Annotated in this window: 19 protein-coding genes and 1 riboswitch; of the genes, 18 read left to right on the top strand and 1 reads right to left on the bottom strand. The window is 49.5% G+C overall.

The annotated features are described in order from the left end of the window. Position 1 precedes the first annotated feature (1 nt). From AC1DN5_RS05655 to AC1DN5_RS05570, 18 genes are all read left to right on the top strand, one after another. Entirely contained in the window at positions 2–916 is a 915-nt protein-coding gene (locus AC1DN5_RS05655) for an RluA family pseudouridine synthase (protein ID WP_016936188.1), read from the top strand. Between the two features lie 188 nt (positions 917–1104). Beyond that, positions 1105–1650, top strand: a complete 546-nt coding sequence (gene pyrR / locus AC1DN5_RS05650) for a bifunctional pyrimidine operon transcriptional regulator/uracil phosphoribosyltransferase (protein ID WP_003154392.1) — start codon at positions 1105–1107, stop codon at positions 1648–1650. A gap of 151 nt (positions 1651–1801) precedes the next feature. Next, positions 1802–3112 carry a uracil permease PyrP gene (pyrP, locus tag AC1DN5_RS05645; protein ID WP_095240745.1) on the top strand — a complete coding sequence of 437 codons (1311 nt, stop codon included), beginning with the start codon at positions 1802–1804 and terminating at the stop codon, positions 3110–3112. A 141-nt stretch (positions 3113–3253) separates the two neighbouring features. After that, positions 3254–4168: an aspartate carbamoyltransferase catalytic subunit gene (locus AC1DN5_RS05640; RefSeq protein ID WP_045926091.1), complete on the top strand. Its 915-nt coding sequence runs from the start codon at positions 3254–3256 to the stop codon at positions 4166–4168. Continuing rightward, the gene (locus tag AC1DN5_RS05635) at positions 4152–5438 is read left to right on the top strand and encodes a dihydroorotase (RefSeq protein ID WP_366969406.1); all 1287 of its coding nucleotides are present in this window, start codon (positions 4152–4154) and stop codon (positions 5436–5438) included. Before AC1DN5_RS05640 ends, AC1DN5_RS05635 begins: the two co-directional genes overlap by 17 nt. After that, on the top strand, positions 5435–6529 hold the full coding sequence (locus AC1DN5_RS05630) for a carbamoyl phosphate synthase small subunit (protein WP_016936184.1): 1095 nt from the start codon (positions 5435–5437) through the stop codon (positions 6527–6529). The genes AC1DN5_RS05635 and AC1DN5_RS05630 overlap by 4 nt, the downstream gene beginning before the upstream one ends. Beyond that, positions 6514–9729, top strand: coding sequence for a carbamoyl-phosphate synthase (glutamine-hydrolyzing) large subunit (gene carB, locus AC1DN5_RS05625; protein ID WP_016936183.1), 3216 nt, complete (start codon positions 6514–6516; stop codon positions 9727–9729). The genes AC1DN5_RS05630 and carB overlap by 16 nt, the downstream gene beginning before the upstream one ends. Beyond that, positions 9726–10496 (top strand): dihydroorotate dehydrogenase electron transfer subunit, encoded by a 771-nt coding sequence (locus AC1DN5_RS05620; protein ID WP_016936182.1) that lies wholly within the window; start codon positions 9726–9728, stop codon positions 10494–10496. Before carB ends, AC1DN5_RS05620 begins: the two co-directional genes overlap by 4 nt. Next, positions 10496–11431, top strand: a complete 936-nt coding sequence (locus AC1DN5_RS05615; RefSeq protein ID WP_016936181.1) for a dihydroorotate dehydrogenase — start codon at positions 10496–10498, stop codon at positions 11429–11431. Before AC1DN5_RS05620 ends, AC1DN5_RS05615 begins: the two co-directional genes overlap by 1 nt. After that, a complete protein-coding gene (gene pyrF, locus AC1DN5_RS05610) occupies positions 11400–12119 on the top strand; it encodes an orotidine-5'-phosphate decarboxylase (protein ID WP_016936180.1) in 720 nt (239 codons plus the stop codon). The genes AC1DN5_RS05615 and pyrF overlap by 32 nt, the downstream gene beginning before the upstream one ends. Beyond that, positions 12116–12748, top strand: a complete 633-nt coding sequence (gene pyrE, locus AC1DN5_RS05605; RefSeq protein ID WP_332873608.1) for an orotate phosphoribosyltransferase — start codon at positions 12116–12118, stop codon at positions 12746–12748. The genes pyrF and pyrE overlap by 4 nt, the downstream gene beginning before the upstream one ends. A 101-nt stretch (positions 12749–12849) precedes the next feature. Continuing rightward, positions 12850–12954: riboswitch (SAM riboswitch) on the top strand. Between the two features lie 126 nt (positions 12955–13080). Further along, a complete protein-coding gene (locus AC1DN5_RS05600; RefSeq protein WP_016936177.1) occupies positions 13081–13782 on the top strand; it encodes a phosphoadenylyl-sulfate reductase in 702 nt (233 codons plus the stop codon). Positions 13783–13794: 12 nt separating this feature from the next. Then, the gene (locus tag AC1DN5_RS05595) at positions 13795–14859 is read left to right on the top strand and encodes an inorganic phosphate transporter (RefSeq protein ID WP_016936176.1); all 1065 of its coding nucleotides are present in this window, start codon (positions 13795–13797) and stop codon (positions 14857–14859) included. A 47-nt stretch (positions 14860–14906) separates the two neighbouring features. Beyond that, entirely contained in the window at positions 14907–16055 is a 1149-nt protein-coding gene (gene sat / locus AC1DN5_RS05590; RefSeq protein ID WP_016936175.1) for a sulfate adenylyltransferase, read from the top strand. A gap of 13 nt (positions 16056–16068) precedes the next feature. Next, the gene (gene cysC / locus AC1DN5_RS05585; protein ID WP_016936174.1) at positions 16069–16662 is read left to right on the top strand and encodes an adenylyl-sulfate kinase; all 594 of its coding nucleotides are present in this window, start codon (positions 16069–16071) and stop codon (positions 16660–16662) included. Positions 16663–16786: 124 nt separating this feature from the next. Next, the gene (gene cobA, locus AC1DN5_RS05580) at positions 16787–17560 is read left to right on the top strand and encodes a uroporphyrinogen-III C-methyltransferase (RefSeq protein WP_016936173.1); all 774 of its coding nucleotides are present in this window, start codon (positions 16787–16789) and stop codon (positions 17558–17560) included. Next, on the top strand, positions 17561–18346 hold the full coding sequence (locus tag AC1DN5_RS05575) for a sirohydrochlorin chelatase (RefSeq protein ID WP_016936172.1): 786 nt from the start codon (positions 17561–17563) through the stop codon (positions 18344–18346). Further along, entirely contained in the window at positions 18327–18815 is a 489-nt protein-coding gene (locus AC1DN5_RS05570) for a precorrin-2 dehydrogenase/sirohydrochlorin ferrochelatase family protein (protein WP_016936171.1), read from the top strand. Before AC1DN5_RS05575 ends, AC1DN5_RS05570 begins: the two co-directional genes overlap by 20 nt. Positions 18816–19122: 307 nt before the next feature. On the opposite strand, the gene AC1DN5_RS05565 is transcribed toward AC1DN5_RS05570, so the two are convergent. Further along, entirely contained in the window at positions 19123–20829 is a 1707-nt protein-coding gene (locus tag AC1DN5_RS05565; protein ID WP_029575207.1) for an Rqc2 family fibronectin-binding protein, read from the bottom strand. Between the last annotated feature and the right edge of the window lie 8 nt (positions 20830–20837).

Here is a 20837-nt window from a genome sequence, read left to right as displayed (position 1 = left end):
CATGAATCAATTTGAGATAACCGTTCAGCCTGAACAAAAAAGCGAACGGATTGATAAATTTTTGGCCGCAGCAGGAGAAAACTGGTCACGCACTCAGGTGCAGCAATGGGTGAAAGAGGGACTGGTAACCGTTAACGGCAAATCCGTCAAAGCCAACTACAAAATGCAGCCCGGCGATCAGGTAACCGTCACCATTCCTGAACCGGAAGAACTGGACGTGCTTGCAGAGCCGATGGATCTGGATATTTACTATGAGGATCAGGACGTCTTGGTTGTGAACAAACCGCGGGGCATGGTCGTACATCCGGCGCCCGGCCATGTGACAGGGACGCTCGTAAACGGACTGATGGCTCACTGCAATGATCTTTCAGGCATTAACGGCGTCATGCGCCCGGGAATCGTCCATCGTATTGATAAAGATACCTCCGGCCTGTTAATGGTCGCCAAAAACGATATGGCGCATGAATCACTCGTTAATCAGCTCGTCAATAAAACCGTGACGAGAAAGTACACAGCGGTTGTCCACGGGTTGATTTCACATGATGACGGAACGATTGACGCTCCGATCGGAAGAGATAAGAAAGACCGTCAAAGCATGACCGTAACAAGAGAAGGCAGCAAAAACGCCGTCACGCATTTCCACGTGCTTGAGCGTTTTCAAGACTTCACGCTCGTAGAGTGCCGTCTTGAAACCGGAAGAACGCATCAGATCCGCGTTCATATGAAATATATCGGGTTTCCTTTGGCAGGCGATCCGAAGTACGGACCGAGAAAAACCATTGATTTCAACGGCCAGGCGCTTCATGCCGGAATATTAGGTTTTGATCATCCGCGGACGGGCGAATACATGGAGTTTGAAGCGCCCCTTCCTGAAGATATGAAAAAACTCATTGAACATTTGAGAAATAGCCATTGACAGCGACTTTCTTTTCTGAAATAATAAAAACAAGCTGAATAGATTCTTTAACACAGTCCAGAGAGGCTGAGAAGGATAACGGAAAGGACAGAAGAGATACGTGTGTGTCTTCGTCCTGGAAAGGAACCCCTCTATGCTCTGGCAGGAGGGGTTTTTTCTTCTTATATACGAATGGAGAGGTGTCACGAGTGAATCAAAAAGCTGTTATTCTCGACGAACAGGCCATCAGAAGGGCGCTGACAAGGATAGCCCATGAAATGATCGAACGGAATAAAGGAATGAATGACTGCATTCTTGTAGGGATTAAAACAAGAGGCATTTATTTAGCAAAGCGGCTGGCTGAACGGATTGAACAGATTGAAGGAAATCCGGTCACCGTCGGAGAAATTGATATTACCCTTTACCGTGACGATCTCACAAAAAAAACGAGCAATGAGGAACCGCTTGTAAAAGGTGCGGACATTCCGGCTGATATCACAGACCAAAAGGTTATTGTGGTCGATGATGTGCTTTATACCGGCCGAACGGTGAGAGCGGCGATGGATGCACTCGTTGATGTCGGACGGCCGTCATCGATACAGCTTGCCGTGCTTGTCGACAGAGGGCACCGGGAGCTGCCGATCAGAGCGGACTATATCGGGAAAAATATCCCGACTTCAAAAGCTGAAAAAGTGATGGTTCAGCTGAGTGAAGTTGATCAGACTGATATGGTCGCCATATACGAAAATGAATAATCACCCTTTTTAAATGCATTCCAGAGAGTCTGCAAAGAGGATTTTAAAACACAAAGCCGGGCGGATCGACGCGGCCGGGTTTTGTATGCCTCTTTGCGTAAGCAAAGAGGTTTTTTTATACCATTTGAAAGTCAACCGGGAGGAAAACGCCATGAGTAAGAAAAAAGTAAACCTGGGAGTCAGGGACGTCCCCAATCCATTGTCCTGGCTGTCATTCAGCCTGCAGCATTTATTCGCCATGTTCGGCTCAACCATACTCGTGCCGAAACTGGTCGGAATGAGCCCGGCAGTGGCGCTTGTCACGAGCGGAATCGGGACACTCGCCTATCTCTTGGTGACAAAAGGCCGGATTCCCGCTTATCTCGGCTCATCATTCGCTTTTATTTCACCGATTATCTTGGTGAAAGCGGCGGGAGGGCCGGGGGCTGCCATGGTCGGCGCCTTCCTGGCGGGAATTGTGTACGGCCTGATCGCACTGCTCATCAGGCAGCTTGGAACGGGGTGGCTGATGAAGCTGCTGCCGCCGGTGGTCGTCGGACCGGTCATCATCGTCATCGGCCTCGGATTGGCGAGTACAGCCGTCAATATGGCAATGTATGCCGATCCGAATGCGAAGGAACTCGTCTACAGCCTGAAACATTTCAGTGTAGCCGGCGTCACTTTGGCCATCACCATTATCTGCGCCATCTTTTTACGGGGATTTTTAAGCCTGATTCCGGTATTGATCGGCATTATAGGCGGCTATCTGTTTGCACTGACGCAGGGCATCGTCAATTTCCAGCCGGTCATTGATGCAAAATGGTTCGCCGTTCCTGAATTTATCATCCCTTTCAAAGACTATACGCCGTCAGTGACGTTGGGCATTGCGGCTGCGATGGTGCCGGTCGCTTTCGTGACGATGTCAGAACATATCGGCCATCAAATGGTGCTGAGTAAAGTTGTCGGGCAGGATTTCATTAAAAAGCCGGGACTGCACCGCTCCATAATGGGGGACAGTGTTGCGACGATCATCGCTTCGTTAATCGGCGGCCCGCCGACGACGACATACGGCGAGAACATCGGAGTACTGGCAATTACAAGAGTGTTCAGCGTCTTTGTCATCGGCGGCGCCGGCGTGATTGCGCTGTGCTTCGGATTTATCGGCAAAGTTTCGGCGCTGATCAGCTCTGTTCCGTCAGCGGTTATGGGAGGCGTTTCCTTCCTGCTCTTCGGAATCATCGCCTCCAGCGGCTTGAGAATGCTGATTGACAACAACATTGATTATGAAAACAAGCGAAATTTAATTATCACATCCGTCATCCTCGTGATCGGCGTCGGCGGTGCGTTCATTCAAGTATCAAAAGGCGGGTTTCAAATATCCGGCATGGCGCTTGCGGCAATCGTCGGAGTCATTCTGAACCTTGTCCTGCCGCACACAAATGACGAAGACACGGACGTAACGGAAAAACAAAATCATATGTAAACCTTTTAAAGAAAGTCCAGAGAGGCTTGGAAGGGTTATAACGGGAAGAAGCTGTACGCCGCTTCTCTCTTTAACCGCACCCCGAGTCTATAGACCGGGGTGTTTTTTACGGCCTTCAAGCGGAAACGGAGGAGAAAAAACATGAATCATTTAACGGCGATGTCTGAACTGAGCGCGGCTGAAATTACAGAACTGCTGCGTGAGGCAAAAGCGATAAAAGAGGGTACAGTCCGCCCTGATCTCGCGGGAAAATTCGTTGCGAATCTGTTTTTTGAACCGAGCACGAGAACGCGGTTCAGCTTTGAAGTGGCGGAAAAGAAACTCGGAATGAACGTGCTCAGCTTAGACGGCACGAGCACAAGCGTTCAAAAAGGCGAGTCCTTATACGACACGGTCAGAACACTGGAATCAATCGGAGCGGACGCCTGCGTCATCAGGCACAGCACGGATGAATATTACAAAGATCTGATAGACAGAGTCAATATTCCGATCTTAAACGCAGGCGACGGCTGCGGCCAGCATCCGACTCAGTCATTGCTCGATTTAATGACGATTCAAGAGGAATTTGAGACCTTTCAGGGTCTGACGGTTTCCATTCATGGCGATATCAAACACAGCAGGGTGGCAAGGTCAAATGCCGAGGTGCTGACAAGGCTCGGCGCACGCGTGCTGTTTTCAGGGCCGCCGCAATGGCAGGATGAGAAAAACGCCTTCGGCACCTGTGTACAGACGGATGAAGCCATACAAGCTTCAGATGTCGTCATGCTGCTCCGCATCCAAAATGAAAGGCACCAGACAGAAGCCGACCAAAAAGGCTACCTGGAAGCATACGGGCTGACCGCAAAGCGGGCGGAAAGCATGAAGCGGCATGCCATTATCATGCACCCCGCACCGGTAAACAGAGGAGTCGAAATTGACACAACATTAGTAGAATGCGAAAAATCAAGAATCTTTAAACAAATGGAAAATGGTGTGTATATCAGAATGGCAGTCTTAAAAAGAGCACTGCAAACCAATGCGAAAAGGGGAGAAGCGGCTTATGTCTTATCTCATTAAAAACGGCTGGATGCTAAATGAACAGGGAGAAAAAGTGAAACAGGATATCCGGGTAACAGGAGAAATCATTGCGGAAACCGGCATTCTGACCGCGCAAGACGGAGAAACGGTGATTGACGCTGACGGACTGTTCGTCTCACCGGGACTCGTGGACCTTCATGTGCACTTCAGAGAACCGGGCGGCGAGAAAAAAGAAACCATTGAAACTGGCTCTAAAGCTGCGGCGCGCGGCGGTTTTACCACAGTCGCCGCCATGCCGAATACAAGACCCGTGCCGGATACGAAAGAGCAGATGGAATGGCTGCAAAACCGGATCAAAGAAACCTCATCTGTCAGAGTTCTTCCTTACGCATCCATTACGGTCAGACAAACCGGCCAAGAAATGACAGATTTTAAGGCGCTTCATGAAGCGGGCGCATTCGCCTTTACCGATGACGGCGTCGGCGTTCAGACGGCCGGAATGATGTATGAAGCCATGAAACGGGCGGCTTCAATAAATAAAGCGATTGTCGCTCATTGTGAGGATAACTCACTTATTTACGGCGGAAGCGTGCATGAAGGCTCTTTTTCAAAAGCGAACGGCCTGAACGGTATACCTTCCATTTGTGAAGCGGTACATATCGCCCGTGACGTGCTTCTGGCGGAAGCGGCGGGCTGCCATTACCATGTGTGTCATATCAGCACGAAAGAATCCGTCAGAACCGTAAGAGACGCAAAAAAAGCGGGAATCCGCGTGACAGCCGAAGTGTCGCCGCACCACCTGCTGCTTTGTGACGAAGATATCCCGGGACTTGATACCAATTTTAAAATGAATCCGCCGCTTCGCAGCAAAGAGGACAGAGCGGCGCTGATCGAAGGGCTTTTAGACGGCACGATTGATTTCATCGCCACTGACCATGCGCCGCATACAGAAGAAGAGAAAAACACGGACATGAAGCTTGCGCCTTTCGGTATCGTCGGTTTAGAAACAGCCTTTCCGCTTCTGTACACACATTTTGTGAAAAACGGGACGTGGACGCTGAAGCAGCTGGTTGATTTCATGACAACAAAACCTTGCGAAGCGTTCGGTCTTCCGTACGGAACGCTTGCACCAGGCGCACCGGCTGACATCACCCTGATTGATCTGGAAAAAGAAGCGGCCATTGACAAAGATACATTTTTATCTAAAGGAAAAAATACGCCATTCAACAAGATGAAGTGCTTCGGCTGGCCTGTTGCAACGATGGCTGCCGGTAAGCTTGCATATGAAGAAGGGAGACTCGTCAAATGAAAAGAAGACTAGTGCTGGAAAATGGAGCGGTATTTGAGGGTGAAGCATTCGGGAGCCTGGAGCATACCGCGGGTGAAGTCGTATTCAACACGGGAATGACCGGTTATCAGGAAATTTTATCAGACCCTTCCTACTGCGGGCAGATCGTGACACTGACGTATCCTCTGATCGGCAACTACGGGATTAACAGAGATGACTTTGAATCCATCACTCCTTTTGTAAAAGGGCTGATCGTAAAAGAACTGTGCGAGCTGCCTTCCAACTGGAGATCTGCTTACACGCTTGACGAGTATTTAAAAATGAAAAATATCCCCGGCTTACAAGGGATTGACACGCGAAAGCTCACAAGAATGATCCGCACGGCCGGTGCATTAAAAGGAACATTTGCATCTTGCGAGGAGGATGTCGAAGCGGTTCTGGCACGTCTGAAAGAAACGGAACTGCCGAGAAATCAAGTCGCTCAAGTATCGGCGAAAACGGCTTATCCGAGTCCGGGCCGCGGCAAACGCATCGTACTCGTTGATTTCGGCATGAAGCACGGCATTTTAAGAGAATTAAACAAACGAAAATGTGATGTCATCGTTGTGCCGTACAATGTAACGGCGGAAGAAGTGCTCCAGCTGAAGCCGGACGGCATCATGCTATCTAACGGACCCGGAGATCCGAAAGATGTGCCGGAAGCGATTGAGATGATAAAAGGCATACTCGGGAAGGTGCCGTTATTCGGAATCTGTCTCGGCCATCAATTATTTGCGCTGGCATCAGGAGCGGATACGGAAAAAATGAAATTCGGACACAGGGGCTCCAACCATCCGGTTAAAGAGCTTGCGACAGGGAAAGTCGCTTTAACCGCTCAAAACCACGGATATACAGTTTCTTCTATAGATGAGACGGAGCTTGAAGTGACGCACATTGCGATCAATGACCAAACGATCGAAGGCCTCAAGCATAAAACATTGCCGGCATTTACGGTTCAGTACCACCCCGAAGCTTCACCGGGGCCGGAAGATGCCAATCATTTATTTGACAGATTCATTGACTTGATCGAAACAACTGAGAAAGAAGGGGAAGCGGTATGCCAAAACGCGTAGATATTAAAAAGATTTTAGTGATCGGATCAGGCCCGATTATTATCGGACAGGCGGCGGAATTTGATTATGCGGGCACACAGGCGTGTCTCGCTTTAAAGGAAGAAGGCTATGAAGTCATTCTCGTCAACTCAAATCCGGCAACGATTATGACGGATACGGAAATGGCCGACCGGGTATACATCGAACCGCTGACGACGGAATTTCTCACGCGTATCATCAGAAAAGAGCGGCCGGATGCCATCCTGCCGACCCTCGGAGGGCAGACCGGACTGAATCTTGCCGTCGAGCTGTCTGAACTCGGGGTTCTCGAGGAATGCGGAGTGGAAGTGCTCGGCACAAAACTGTCCGCCATCCAGCAGGCGGAAGATCGCGACTTATTCCGTACACTGATGAATGAGCTGAATGAACCGGTGCCGGAAAGCGAGATTATCCGCACTTTGCAGGAAGCTGAGGAATTTGTCGGCCGGATCGGGTTTCCGGTTATCGTGCGCCCCGCTTACACATTAGGCGGAACGGGAGGAGGCATCTGCTCGAATGAAGCGGAGCTGAAAGAGATCGTCGAAAACGGATTAAAACTAAGCCCCGTCCATCAATGCCTATTGGAAAAAAGCATCGCCGGCTACAAAGAGATCGAATATGAAGTCATGAGAGACAGCAGAGATCACGCGATCGTCGTCTGCAATATGGAAAATATCGACCCGGTCGGCATCCATACGGGCGACAGCATCGTCGTTGCTCCGAGCCAGACGCTGAGCGACCGGGAATACCAGCTTTTGCGCAATGTTTCATTAAAGCTGATCCGCGCGCTCGGCATAGAAGGCGGCTGTAATGTTCAGCTCGCGCTCGATCCCGACAGCTTCCAATATTACATTATCGAAGTGAATCCGCGGGTGAGCCGCTCATCCGCCCTCGCTTCAAAAGCGACAGGTTACCCAATCGCAAAGCTTGCGGCGAAAATCGCAGTCGGGCTTTCTCTTGATGAAATGATGAACCCCGTAACGGGAAAAACATATGCGGCTTTTGAGCCTGCGCTTGACTATGTCGTGTCAAAAATCCCGCGCTGGCCGTTTGATAAATTTGAGTCGGCAAACCGCAGACTCGGAACGCAGATGAAAGCCACCGGAGAGGTCATGGCTATCGGACGCACCCTTGAAGAATCGCTGTTAAAGGCGGTCCGCTCATTGGAAGCTGATGTCTATCACCTGGAACTGAAGGATGCGGAAGAAATTTCTGACGGACTTTTGGAAAAACGGATCAGAAAGGCCGGAGATGAACGGCTGTTTTACCTTGCAGAAGCGTTCAGAAGAGGCTACACAGTCGAACAGCTTCATGAGTTTTCCGCAATTGACGTCTTCTTTTTGCACAAGCTCTGTAAGCTGGTCGCTTTTGAAACCAAGCTGAAAGCGGAAAAAGGCAGCCTCACCGTCCTGCAGACAGCGAAGGAACTCGGTTTCTCCGACAAATACATCAGCCGGGAATGGAATATGCCGGAACAAGAGCTGTACCAAATGAGAAAAGAAGCAGCCATCAAGCCTGTATATAAAATGGTGGATACGTGCGCGGCGGAATTCGAATCAGAAACCCCGTACTTCTACAGCACATATGAGGAAGAAAATGAATCAGAAGTGACATCAAGAAAAAGCGTCGTCGTCCTCGGCTCCGGCCCAATCCGCATCGGACAGGGCGTCGAATTTGACTATGCGACCGTTCACTCTGTCTGGGCGATCAAGCAGGCAGGCTATGAAGCGATTATTATCAACAACAACCCTGAGACAGTGTCAACTGATTTCAGTATTTCAGACAAGCTGTATTTTGAACCGCTGACGGTTGAAGATGTCATGCATATCATTGATTTGGAACAGCCGGAAGGCGTCGTCGTCCAATTCGGCGGCCAGACTGCGATCAATCTTGCGGAAGAATTGAGCGCCCGCGGCGTCAAGATTCTCGGCACATCACTTGAGGATTTAGACCGTGCGGAAGACCGGGATAAGTTCGAGCAGGCGCTTGAGGCGCTGAACGTGCCGCAGCCGCTCGGAAAAACCGCTGTGTCGGTGAATGAAGCGGTCAAAATTGCCGCATCCATCGGCTATCCGGTTCTTGTCCGCCCTTCATATGTGCTCGGCGGACGGGCGATGGAGATCGTCTATCACGAAGAAGAGCTGCTTCACTATATGAAAAATGCGGTCAAAATCAACCCGCAGCATCCGGTGTTAATCGACCGTTATCTGACGGGGAAAGAAATCGAAGTCGACGCCGTATCTGACGGCGAAACAGTCGTCATCCCGGGAATTATGGAGCATATCGAGCGGGCCGGCGTCCATTCAGGGGATTCAATCGCCGTCTATCCGCCTCAGTCTTTAAGCGGAGACATTAAGAAAAAAATCGAACAATACACTGTAGCCTTGGCAAAAGGCCTCAACATCGTCGGTTTGCTGAACATCCAATTCGTCCTGTCGCAAGGTGAAGTGTATGTGCTTGAAGTAAATCCGCGGTCAAGCAGAACCGTGCCGTTCTTAAGCAAAATCACAAAGATCCCGATGGCGAATCTGGCGACAAAGGTCATTCTCGGCCAAAAGCTTGCTGATTTCGGCTATCAAGAGGGACTGCAGCCTGAACAGCAGGGGGTATATGTGAAAGCGCCTGTCTTCTCATTCGCGAAGCTGAGAAGAGTGGATATTACATTAGGGCCTGAAATGAAGTCGACGGGAGAGGTCATGGGCAAAGATTCAACTCTTGAAAAAGCGCTCTATAAAGCGCTGATTGCCTCTGGCATTCAAATTCCGAATTACGGCTCGGTGCTGTTGACTGTTGCTGATAAAGATAAAGAAGAAGGACTTCTGATCGCGAAGCGGTTCCATGCTATCGGCTATAACATCATGGCGACGGAAGGAACGGCCGCTTATTTGAAAGACGCTCAGATTCCGGCTCAGGTTGTCGGGAAAATCGGCGAAGAAGGGAAGAATCTCATCGACGTCATCAGAAATGGAGAAGCGCAATTTGTCATCAATACGCTGACAAAAGGAAAACAGCCGGCCAGAGACGGCTTCAGAATCCGCCGTGAATCCGTTGAGAACGGAGTCGCCTGCCTGACATCTTTAGATACGGCCGAAGCCATTTTGCGGGTGTTGGAAAGCATGACATTCCGGGCGGATCATATGCCTGCATCTGAAACCAATCAAAAGGCGGCCGTTACGGTATGAAGAAAGCGCACTTGACTGTTCAATCCAACTCAGAAATTGCCGACCGGATTTATAAGATGGTGCTGAAAGGAGAGGTTGTCCGGCACTTTACCGAGCCGGGACAATTTCTTCATCTGAAGGTAAGTGACGCGGTCACGCCGCTATTAAGAAGGCCGCTCAGCATTGCGGACGTCAATTTCGCCGCGGATGAAGTATCCGTTATCTACAGAGCTGACGGTGAGGGGACGCGTCTTTTGTCTGAGAAAAAAGAGGGCGGCAGGATAGACGTTCTCGGCCCTCTCGGCAACGGATTCCCCGTCCGGCGGATAGAATCCGGCAAAACCGCGCTGTTAGTCGGAGGCGGAGTCGGGGTTCCGCCTTTGCAGGAACTGTCAAAGCGACTGACGGAAAAAGGCGTAAACGTTATTCACGTGCTTGGGTTTCAATCAGCAAAGGATGTTTTTTACGAACAGGAATGTCTCGCGTACGGAGATACCTACGTGGCGACGGCTGACGGAACATATGGAGAAAAAGGATTTGTCACCGATGTCATCCGCGAAAAGCAGCTCGAATTCGATGTCCTGCTCAGCTGCGGGCCGACACCGATGCTGAAAGCGCTGAAGCAGCAGTACGGCCATAAAGAGGTTTACCTTTCGATGGAAGAGCGGATGGGCTGCGGAATAGGGGCTTGCTTCGCCTGCGTGTGCCGTACGGGCGAAAGCGATACGTCGTATGTAAAAGTCTGCCTTGACGGGCCGGTATTTAAAGCTGAGGAGGTGGCGCTGTAATGTTAGAGGTGATTCTGCCGGGTCTCCAATTGAAAAACCCGATCATCCCCGCTTCCGGATGTTTCGGTTTCGGGAAGGAATATGCCGGATTTTACGATTTATCATGCCTCGGAGGCATCATGATTAAAGCCACCACGAACGAAGCCCGCTTCGGAAATCCGACACCGAGAGTGGCGGAGACAAGCGCGGGAATGCTGAATGCCATCGGACTGCAAAATCCCGGTCTGGAGCATGTGCTCAATCATGAGCTGCCTTGGCTCGAACAGTTTGACACGCCGATTATCGCAAACGTCGCGGGTTCTCAGGTGGAAGACTATAAAGAAGTGGCCGAACGCATCAGCCAAGCGCCGAATGTGCATGCGCTTGAGCTGAACATTTCGTGTCCGAATGTCAAAACGGGCGGGATTGCTTTTGGAACTGATCCCGCCATGGCGGCCGATCTGACAAAAGCGGTGAAAGAAGTTTCCTCAGTGCCTGTGTATGTGAAGCTTTCTCCTAATGTCGCAAACATAACCGAAATTGCGAAAGCGATTGAAGCGGCCGGTGCTGACGGGCTGACGATGATTAATACACTCGTCGGGATGAGGCTTGATCTTAAGACGGGACGGCCGATTTTAGCAAATAAAACGGGCGGACTGTCAGGCCCGGCAATCAAACCGGTCGCCATCCGGATGGTATACGAAGTCAGCCAGGCCGTTGAAATTCCGATTATCGGGATGGGCGGCGTCCAGACCGCAGAAGATGCATTAGAATTTCTTCTCGCCGGAGCGAGTGCGGTTGCCGTAGGGACGGCCAACTTCGTCAATCCGTTCGTCTGCCCGGAAATCATTGAACAGCTCCCTCATGTGCTGCGCCAATACGGTTATCAATCTGTAAGTGAATGCATCGGAAGGAGCTGGAAACATGCAAAACAACCTGCCCATCATCGCGCTTGATTTTGCATCAGGAGAAGAAACTTTAGCGTTTCTAGATTTGTTTGAAAAGGAAAAGCTGTTTGTCAAAACGGGGATGGAACTTTTTTATCAGGAAGGACCCGCCATCATTCATCAATTAAAAGAACGGAACTGTGATATATTTTTAGATTTGAAGCTTCATGATATTCCGACTACAGTCAATAAAGCGATGAAGCGGCTTGCGGGCCTCGGCGTTGATCTCGTCAATGTACATGCCGCAGGGGGCAGACGCATGATGCGCGCAGCTCTTGAGGGGCTTGAAGAAGGCACCCCGGCAGGCAAAAAACGCCCGTCATTAATCGCAGTCACCCAGCTGACGAGCACTTCAGAGCAGATGGCGAAGGAAGAGCTTCTGCTGCAAAAGCCGCTGTTAGAAACGGTTGTGCATTACGGCAAAATGGCTGAAGAGTGCGGGCTGGACGGCGTGGTATGTTCGGTTCATGAAACAAAAGCCATTTATGAAGCGGTCCGGCCGTCATTTCTGACAGTCACGCCGGGCATCCGCACGGCCAATGACGCCGCTGATGATCAAGTCCGGACGGCGACTCCGTCATTTGCGAAAGAAAACGGTTCGTCAGCCATTGTCGTGGGCCGTTCAATTACAAAAGCTGAAAACCCCGTTAAAGCATATGAAGCCATTAAACTGGAATGGGAGGGCGTTCGCCGATGAAACAGGCTATCGCAAAACATCTATTACACATTAAAGCTGTCTTTTTACGCCCGAATGAGCCGTTTACGTGGGCGAGCGGCATTTTATCACCTATTTATTGTGACAACCGTCTGACATTGTCGTATCCAAAAGTGAGAAATGATGTGGCGGACGGGCTCGGCAGACTGCTGAAAGAGCATTTCCCCGAGGCGGAGATGATCGCCGGCACGGCAACGGCAGGCATTCCGCATGCTGCGCTTCTCGCGGACCGTACAGGCGCTCCGATGTGCTACGTCAGAAGCAAACCGAAAGCGCACGGCAAAGGAAATCAAATTGAAGGCGCCGTTAAAAAAGGACAAAAAACAGTCGTGATTGAAGACTTGATTTCTACCGGCGGCAGCGTGCTTGAAGCTGCGGCGGCCCTTCAAAGAGAGGGCGCGGAAGTTCTCGGTGTCCTTTCAATTTTTACATACGGACTGCCGAAAGCAAGAGAAGCCTTTAAAAAAGCGGGTCTGCCGTACTACTCGTTAACAGATTATGACACGCTGATTGAAGTAGCGCTTGAAAACGGAACGATACATTCAGATGACATTGAGAAACTGAAATCATGGAAACAAAATCCCGAGTCAAAAGATTGGTTTAAAAAATAATGACAATAAAAACAGGCCTCAGGGCCTGTTTTATTATTCCTATCAAAAAACTCGGGTTGACTTCTGTTAGAATTGTGCTAAAATTTAGTACAAATCTAAAAAGCTTATCAAGAGCGGCTGAGGGACTGGACCGATGACGCCCGGCAACCTGCGTATCATGCAAGGTGCCGCATCCAGAAAAATGCACAGCATTTTGAAGATAAGGGCTATAACGGGTCACTGTCTTTCATTCCGCTGGATTGAAAGTTTTTTATATGAAAAAAGATTGAGGGATAAGACAACCGGCAGAAAACAACAGCTGTTTGATTGTCTCCGGGAGGAGGAAAGAAAAAATGCTAACGTATGACACATGGGAGGAACCGGCGATTACATTTCCGGAAGACGATTCCTATAAAGGCGCGCTGTCCGTTTTAAAATGGGCATACGGCCACTACGGAGACCAGCTTGTTTACGCGTGCAGCTTCGGGATTGAGGGAATCGTCCTGATCGATTTAATTTCTAAAGTGAAAAAAGACGCGGAAATCGTGTTTCTCGATACAGGACTTCACTTTAAAGAAACATATGAAACGATCGAAAAAGTGAAAGAACGTTACCCGGGACTGAACATCATCCTGAAAAAGCCCAGCCTTACTCTTGAGGAACAGGCCGAGGCTCATGGAGATAAACTGTGGGAAAGAGAACCGAACCAGTGCTGCTTCATCAGAAAAATTCTGCCGTTAAGAGAAGCGCTTGCCGGGCGTCCGGCATGGCTGTCCGGCCTCCGACGCGATCAAGGGCCGAGCCGGGCGAATACGAATTTCCTGAATAAAGACGATAAGTTTCATTCCATTAAAGTATGCCCGCTGATCCACTGGACGTGGAAAGACATCTGGAGATATACATCCAAGCATGAGCTGGATTACAACATTCTTCATGATCAGGGCTATCCGAGCATCGGCTGTGAACCGTGCACTTCACCTGCGTTTACCGCAGAAGACTTGCGGAGCGGCAGATGGAACGGAATGGCGAAAACAGAATGCGGACTGCATGAATAAAGGAGCTGCACAATGGAATTAGCCGCTATTTTATTCTGCCTGTTTTTCGCCATGAATATCGGAGCCAGCGGAGCCGCGGCTTCAATGGGAGTCGCTTACGGGTCCGGCGCCGTTAAAAAGAAAACGTATGCGCTGATCATCTGCGCGGCCGGCGTCCTGTCAGGGGCGGTTATCGGCGGCGGAGAAGTCGTTAAGACGATCAGCGGCGGAATCATTCCCGAACAGACCATTACGCTCACCATTGTCTGCATTATTATCGGAGCTGCGGCGTTATCGTTATTCACGGCGAATGTGCTCGGCATTCCGCTGTCGACGAGCGAGGTCACCGTCGGGGCGATTGTCGGGGTCGGCGTCGCGTACAAAGTATTGTTTCTGCAGCATCTTTTGGTCATCGTGATTTTTTGGGTGCTCGTTCCGTTTGTCGCGTTCTGTTTCACGTTTCTCGTATCGAAGGTATCCAGTTCTCTGAATATTCGAGTCATTTCGAGCCGGAAACAGAAGGTTTTGGGGATTGTCCTGCTTATTGCGGGGTTTTGGGAAGCTTTTTCAGCCGGAATGAACAACGTCGCAAATGCGGTAGGGCCTTTAGTTGCCGCCGGCGTGCTCAGCGTGTCCAAAGGGACGCTGTACGGAGGCATCTTTGTTGCTCTCGGCGCTCTGCTTTTAGGACGCAGAGTGCTTGAAACCAACGGGAAAAAGATTACGAGATTTTCTGCCGGCGAAGGCATACTGCTTTCCGGAACCGGGGCCGGGCTTGTCATTATCAGTTCCGTGTTCGGTCTGCCGGTTCCTTTGGCGCAGGTGACATCATCATCAATCATCGGTATCGGAATGGCCAAAAACGGGCCGAACGTTTTTCATAAAGAAGTCGTGAAAACGATGCTCAAAGTATGGGTCGTTTCACCGTTTTTGTCACTGTCGATTTCGTATCTGCTTGTCTCTCTGCTGTTAAAAGGAGATTACTATTCCATCTTTATGATGGCCAGCGTGCTTTTGGCAGCTGGCGGAGCCGCCAGTCTGATGAAAGCCATCCGAAAAGAGAAGCGCTCTGTCCATGAACAAGGCGGGGGCATTTAACTATTAATCTGAGTTTATTTATCTGTTAACTGGGAGGAAAATGTACTATGAGTCTAGCACCGCACGGAGGAACATTAGTTAATCGGGTGAATGAGCAGTATGATCTTACATCCGTCCAAAAAGAAATTGAGCTGGATTTGATTTCGTTTGCTGATTTAGAGCTGATCGGAATCGGTGCCTACAGCCCGATTGAAGGATTTTTCACAGAAAAAGATTACGTGTCAGTCGTTGAAAATATGCGTCTGGCATCCGGGGCCGTCTGGTCTTTGCCGATTACGCTTCCGGTCGATTCAGAAAAAGCGGCTGAGCTTGCTGTCGGAGACACCGTAAAACTGACTTACGGCGGAGAAACATACGGCGCAGTGGACATCGAAGATATTTATACGCCGGATAAACAGAAAGAAGCCGTTCACGTATATAAAACCGATGATGACGCTCATCCAGGCGTGAAAAAACTATTTTCACGCGGCGATACGTATGTCGGCGGGCCGATCACGTTAATTAAAAAAGCGTCAAAGCAGTTTCCTGAGTTTACATTTGAACCTGCTGAAACGAGACGAAGCTTTGAAGAAAAAGGCTGGAAAACCATCGTCGGTTTCCAAACGAGAAATCCGGTTCACCGCGCTCACGAATATATCCAGAAAACCGCGCTTGAGACGGTTGACGGCCTGTTTTTGAACCCGCTCGTCGGTGAAACAAAATCAGATGACATTCCGGCGGATGTCAGAATGGAAAGCTATCAGGTGCTGCTCGATCATTATTATCCGAAAGACCGTGTTTTCCTCGGCGTATTTTTGGCGGCAATGCGGTACGCGGGGCCGAGAGAAGCCATTTTCCACGCGCTTGTCCGCAAAAACTACGGATGCACGCATTTTATCGTCGGCCGCGATCATGCCGGCGTCGGTGATTACTACGGAACATACGAAGCGCAAGAGCTGTTTGATCAATTTACAGCGGATGAGCTCGGGATTACACCGATGAAATTCGAGCACAGCTTCTTCTGCCAAAAATGCGGCAACATGGGAACGGCCAAAACATGTCCGCATGACAGAGAAGACCACGTCATTCTGTCGGGAACAAAGGTCAGAGAAATGCTGCGAAGCGGCGTCATGCCGCCGGCGGAATTCAGCCGTCCTGAAGTTGTCGATGTGCTGATTAAAGGGCTGAAAACGAAAGAAGAAGCAGGCGTTTCTTAAGGAGGAAAAAAGAGTGACAAATCGTGATATCGTATGGCATGAAGCCTCAATAACGAAAGAAGAATACCAGCAGAAAAACAAGCATAAAAGCTCTATCCTCTGGCTGACGGGTTTAAGCGGTTCAGGGAAATCTACGATTGCAAACGCCGCAGCCCGCGAGCTGTTTGAACAGGGCTATCAAGTCATTGTGCTTGATGGAGATAACATCCGTCACGGCTTAAACAAGGACTTAGGATTTTCTGATGATGACCGCAAGGAAAATATACGCCGAATCGGGGAAGTGGCAAAGCTTTTCGTTCAGCAGGGCACCATCGTCATTACGGCCTTTATTTCTCCGTTCCGTGAGGACAGAGATCAGGTGAGGGAGCTCGTGGAAGAAGGCGAATTTAATGAAATCTATGTGAAATGCGACCTCGATATATGTGAAAAGCGCGATCCGAAAGGTTTGTATAAAAAAGCCAGAAACGGCGAAATTCCGTTCTTTACGGGAATCGACTCACCGTATGAAGAGCCGAATGCGCCTGAGCTCGTACTTGATTCAGGAAAATATGAACGCGAAGAATGCACCGGCAGACTGATTGATTTTGTGAAAAACAGCTTAGCATAATAAGTCCGAAAAGGCCGCGCAATCAGCCGGATATCCTCCCTAATGGCGGGATATGGTAAAATAGCTGAGGTGCGGCCTCGCGGCTGTTCTGTGAAGATGTCAAAACGGATCGGGGAGACATGCTATGGGGAAAGTATTTATCGTTGGAGCCGGTCCGGGAGATCCGGACTTATTAACGGTCAAGGCAATGAAAGCCATACAGAAAGCGGACGTTATACTATATGACAGATTGGTAAACAAAGAGATTTTACAGTATGCAAGAGAAGAAGCGGATCTGATTTACTGCGGAAAACTCCCGGATTTTCATATTATGAAGCAGGATACGATCAACCGTTTCCTTGTGAAGTATGCGAAAAAGGGAAAAACCGTGGTCAGGCTCAAGGGGGGCGACCCGTTTGTTTTCGGCCGCGGGGGCGAAGAAGCGGAGGCTCTCGCGCAAAACGCCATTCCGTTTGAGATCGTTCCCGGCATTACATCGGGAATCGCGGCAGCTGCTTACGCCGGCATTCCCGTGACGCACAGGGAGGCGAGCTCCAATGTCGCATTTGTTACAGGGCATTATAAACAAGAAGACGACTTTGAAGAAAAATGGAAAGCACTGGCGACGGGCATTGATACGCTGGTGATTTATATGGGGATTAAAAATATCCGGCAGATTGAAAGAATGCTGCTGGAAAACGGCAGAGACGGCGGCACTCCGGCGGCCTTTATTCATTGGGGAACGACGGACAGGCAAAAAACAGTCGTCTGCACCGTCAGCACACTTTCAGACACAGTGATAAAAGAAGAAATCAAAAATCCGAGCTTAATCGTCATCGGTGATGTCGTTAATTATCACTGCAAGCTGGACTGGTTTGAATCTGAACTGAAAAATCCGGATCTGAGCGAGGCGTTGTAAATGAAGCAGGCGATTTTATACATCGGGCACGGAAGCCGGCTGAAAAAAGCGCAGGCAGAATCGGCCGCGTTTTTAAAAGGGTGCATGCCGCACGCTGACGCTCCCATTCAGGAAATCTGTTTTTTAGAACTGCAGGAACCGTCTATTGAAGCGGGCTTTGAAGCATGTGTCAAACAAGGCGCCACTCATATCGCGGCTGTGCCGCTGCTGCTCTTGACCGCTGCCCACGCAAAGCATGACATTCCGGCTGAAATCGCCCGTGCAGCGGCCCGGCATCCCGATATAAAAGTAACATACGGTGTCCCGATCGGAGTGGATGATGAAGTCGTCAAAGCGGTGCATCATCGCATTGAGGACACCGGAGTGCCGATTGAGCAGGCGAAAGTGGTGCTGATCGGCAGAGGAAGCACAGATCCGGCGGTTAAAAATGCCGTCAGTGAGATTGCCGGAAAACTTGAGGCGATCACACCTGTTAAAGAAGTCATCCCTTGTTTTTTAACAGCCTGTGATCCCCACTATAAAGAAGTGTTTGCAGGCCTTGAAGAAGATGGCGGAGCACCCGTTTTTATCGTCCCGTATCTTCTGTTTACAGGGCTTTTAATGACTGAAATTCAACGGGAAGTCCAAAAGCTTCAGACGGTCAATCGAAATGTGCATCTCGCTTCATACTTAGGTTTTCACCCGCATATTAAGCAGGCGTTTTTGAACCGTGTGACAGAGGCTGTTCGAAACCCCGGCGGGCAGTTTGATTTTAAGGGGGGACAGTATGCTGCCTCTTCACATTAATCTCAGCGGAAAAAGAATTGTCATCGCGGGCGGGGGCAATGTTGCCTTAAGAAGGCTGAAAACAGTGCTTCCGGAAGGCGCGGATATTACTGTAATCAGTCCCGATGTCCTGCCTGAAATTAAACAGCTTGCGGATGAAGGACGCATCCGCTGGATTGCCCGGAAAATTGAAATGAAGGATCTCACGCCCGCTTTTTTTATTATTGCCGCGACAAATGACCGAGGCGTGAATCAGAAGATAGCCGCAAGCGCTTCTGAAACGCAGCTGGTCAACTGTGTAAGCAACGCTGAACAGGGCAGCGTGTATATGCCGAAGATCATCCGCAAAGGACGCATTGAAGTATCAGTATCAACAAGCGGCGCAAGCCCGGTACATACGAAAAGACTGGCTGAAAACATTGAGCCCTTGATTACTGATGATTTGGCTGAAGAAGTGGATCGATTGTTTGAGAAAAGAAGAAGACTATAAAAACTATACCTTGTCTGTCATCAGGCAGGGTATTTTTTATGCTTTCCTGACTGTCTTGCTGCTTTCGAGACGAGGAGAAATGATTCAAAAAAAGGAAGCGGGCTGTTTCGTTCAGAATTTGCTTATGTGAACGCTGACACGGGGGTCACCGCCGTCCGGATACAAAGGACCAAGCCGATCTTTACTTGACGGGAAACCGTTCACATCCTTTAAAGATCGGTTCCAGAGAGTGTCTCCATTTATGTTCAGAAATGAGGTAATAAAAAAACACCACCAAGCTGAGTGCGGTATCAGCTTGATGGTGCGTTTATTTTTTCAGCCGTATGACAAGATCGGCATCAGGTGTGACAAATACGGTATGCTGGCTGTCATAGGTGACGAAGCCGGGCTTTGCGCCGTTTGGCTTTTTCACATGTCTGATTTTTGTATAATCAACCGGTACGGAGCCGGAATCTTTCGCCTTGGAAAAATAAGCGGCGATCGCAGCTGCTTCCAATATGGATTGTTCATCCGGATCGCTGCTTTTAATCACAACGTGGGAACCCGGAATGTCTTTCGTGTGGAACCATACATCATCCCTTGCGGCGGCTTTTGTCGTTAAGTACTCATTTTGTTTATTATTTTTGCCGACAAGGATCGTCAATCCCTGCGAAGATTCATATTGCTCTAAAACAGGAACGTGCTGTTTCTGTTTTTTCTGTCCTCTTTGCTGTTTCGGACGCAGATATTTGCCTTCGACAAGCTCCTCCCTTATTTCGTGAATATCCTTTGTGGAAGCGGAGGAAAGCTGCTGGATCAGCTGATCGAAATAAGCGATTTCCTCCTCGGCCAGGCGGATCTGTTCTTTTACAACCTCAACGGAATTCTTCGCTTTTTGATATTTTGTAAAATACATCTGCGCGTTTTCGGACGGTGTTTTGTTCGGATTTAAAGGGATGGTCACCGTCGGACTCTCTTCATCATAGTAATTGATGACGTTCGCTTCTTTGTCGCCTTTTTTCAGCATATACAAATTCGCCGTCAGCAGCTCGCCATATAGCTGGAATTCTTTCGCGTTCTCTGAGTAGTCCAGCGTCTTTTCCAGTTTTTTAATCTTGTTGGCGTTCTTTTTCCGTTCATTTGCGACAAACCGCTCAAGATCCTGGGCCTGCTGTTTAACGCGGTCGCGCTCTGCTTTTCCGAAATAAAACCGGTCTAACAGTTCACTCAGTGATTGAAAGGTTCGCTCTTCTCCGTTTACATGCGTGAGAGACAGGAGATAAAAGTATTCCTTTCCGCCTGCTGTCGTGATATTCGGTGTAAACCTGCAGTCCTTCACGCTGCGGAACATCTCTGTCAGCGTCTTCGGCAGCGTTATTTTGTTAGCGAGGCCCGCTCTGTGAACGGCCTCTTTTGCAAACAGCGGAGAAACCCCGGAGAAATGTCTGACGATCTGCTGGTCAAGCCGCCCTTCCTGAAAACTGAGATGACGCAAAATGTCCTCTTCATCCGCAGCAAGCGGCGAAATTTTTTCCTGAGCGGGAGGGAGTTTGTAATCATAGCCCGGCAGAACGGTCCGGTAGCTGTTCATCGACGGAGATAAATGCTTCAGTCCGTCAATGATGGCACCTTCTCCGTCAGTGAGAATAATATTGCTGTGGCGCCCCATAATTTCAACATACAGTGTTCTGACGGTTTCGTCGCCGATTTCATTTCTGCTTTTTATGCGGAATATCATAATCCGGTCTAATCCGGCCTGTTCTATTTTCTCAATAAAGCCGCCTTCTATATGCTTTCTGAGCAGCATACAAAACATCGGGGGCTCGCTCGGATTTTCATAGGCCTGGTTTGTCACGTGCACCCGTGAATAGCTCGGATGCGCCGATAATAATAATTTATGGTTTTTTCCGTTAGCGCGGATATGGAATATCACATCGTGCTTAAAAGGCTGGTGGACTCTCGTAATCCGGCCTCCGGCGATCCGGCTGTTTAATTCATGTGTCATTCCGTATGTAAACATGCCATCAAAAGACATATAAAACA

The sequence above is a fragment of the Bacillus sp. 01N42_2 genome, assembly GCF_056399565.1.
The sequence above is the reverse complement of the archived record's forward strand: the minus strand, read 5'-3'. Positions and strand labels throughout refer to the sequence as shown.

Excerpts from the sequence above, each read along its gene's own strand:
- AC1DN5_RS05615 (WP_016936181.1), top strand. The coding sequence starts at position 10,496 with ATGTTAGAGGTGATTCTGCCGGGTCTCCAATTGAAAAACCCGATCATC.
- pyrE (WP_332873608.1), top strand. The coding sequence starts at position 12,116 with ATGAAACAGGCTATCGCAAAACATCTATTACACATTAAAGCTGTCTTT.
- AC1DN5_RS05570 (WP_016936171.1), top strand. The coding sequence starts at position 18,327 with ATGCTGCCTCTTCACATTAATCTCAGCGGAAAAAGAATTGTCATCGCG.
- sat (WP_016936175.1), top strand. The coding sequence starts at position 14,907 with ATGAGTCTAGCACCGCACGGAGGAACATTAGTTAATCGGGTGAATGAG.
- AC1DN5_RS05630 (WP_016936184.1), top strand. The coding sequence starts at position 5,435 with ATGAAAAGAAGACTAGTGCTGGAAAATGGAGCGGTATTTGAGGGTGAA.
- AC1DN5_RS05620 (WP_016936182.1), top strand. The coding sequence starts at position 9,726 with ATGAAGAAAGCGCACTTGACTGTTCAATCCAACTCAGAAATTGCCGAC.
- carB (WP_016936183.1), top strand. The coding sequence starts at position 6,514 with ATGCCAAAACGCGTAGATATTAAAAAGATTTTAGTGATCGGATCAGGC.
- AC1DN5_RS05565 (WP_029575207.1), bottom strand. The coding sequence starts at position 20,829 with ATGTCTTTTGATGGCATGTTTACATACGGAATGACACATGAATTAAAC.
- cobA (WP_016936173.1), top strand. The coding sequence starts at position 16,787 with ATGGGGAAAGTATTTATCGTTGGAGCCGGTCCGGGAGATCCGGACTTA.
- AC1DN5_RS05655 (WP_016936188.1), top strand. The coding sequence starts at position 2 with ATGAATCAATTTGAGATAACCGTTCAGCCTGAACAAAAAAGCGAACGG.
- pyrP (WP_095240745.1), top strand. The coding sequence starts at position 1,802 with ATGAGTAAGAAAAAAGTAAACCTGGGAGTCAGGGACGTCCCCAATCCA.
- AC1DN5_RS05600 (WP_016936177.1), top strand. The coding sequence starts at position 13,081 with ATGCTAACGTATGACACATGGGAGGAACCGGCGATTACATTTCCGGAA.
- AC1DN5_RS05595 (WP_016936176.1), top strand. The coding sequence starts at position 13,795 with ATGGAATTAGCCGCTATTTTATTCTGCCTGTTTTTCGCCATGAATATC.
- AC1DN5_RS05575 (WP_016936172.1), top strand. The coding sequence starts at position 17,561 with ATGAAGCAGGCGATTTTATACATCGGGCACGGAAGCCGGCTGAAAAAA.
- pyrF (WP_016936180.1), top strand. The coding sequence starts at position 11,400 with ATGCAAAACAACCTGCCCATCATCGCGCTTGATTTTGCATCAGGAGAA.
- AC1DN5_RS05635 (WP_366969406.1), top strand. The coding sequence starts at position 4,152 with ATGTCTTATCTCATTAAAAACGGCTGGATGCTAAATGAACAGGGAGAA.
- AC1DN5_RS05640 (WP_045926091.1), top strand. The coding sequence starts at position 3,254 with ATGAATCATTTAACGGCGATGTCTGAACTGAGCGCGGCTGAAATTACA.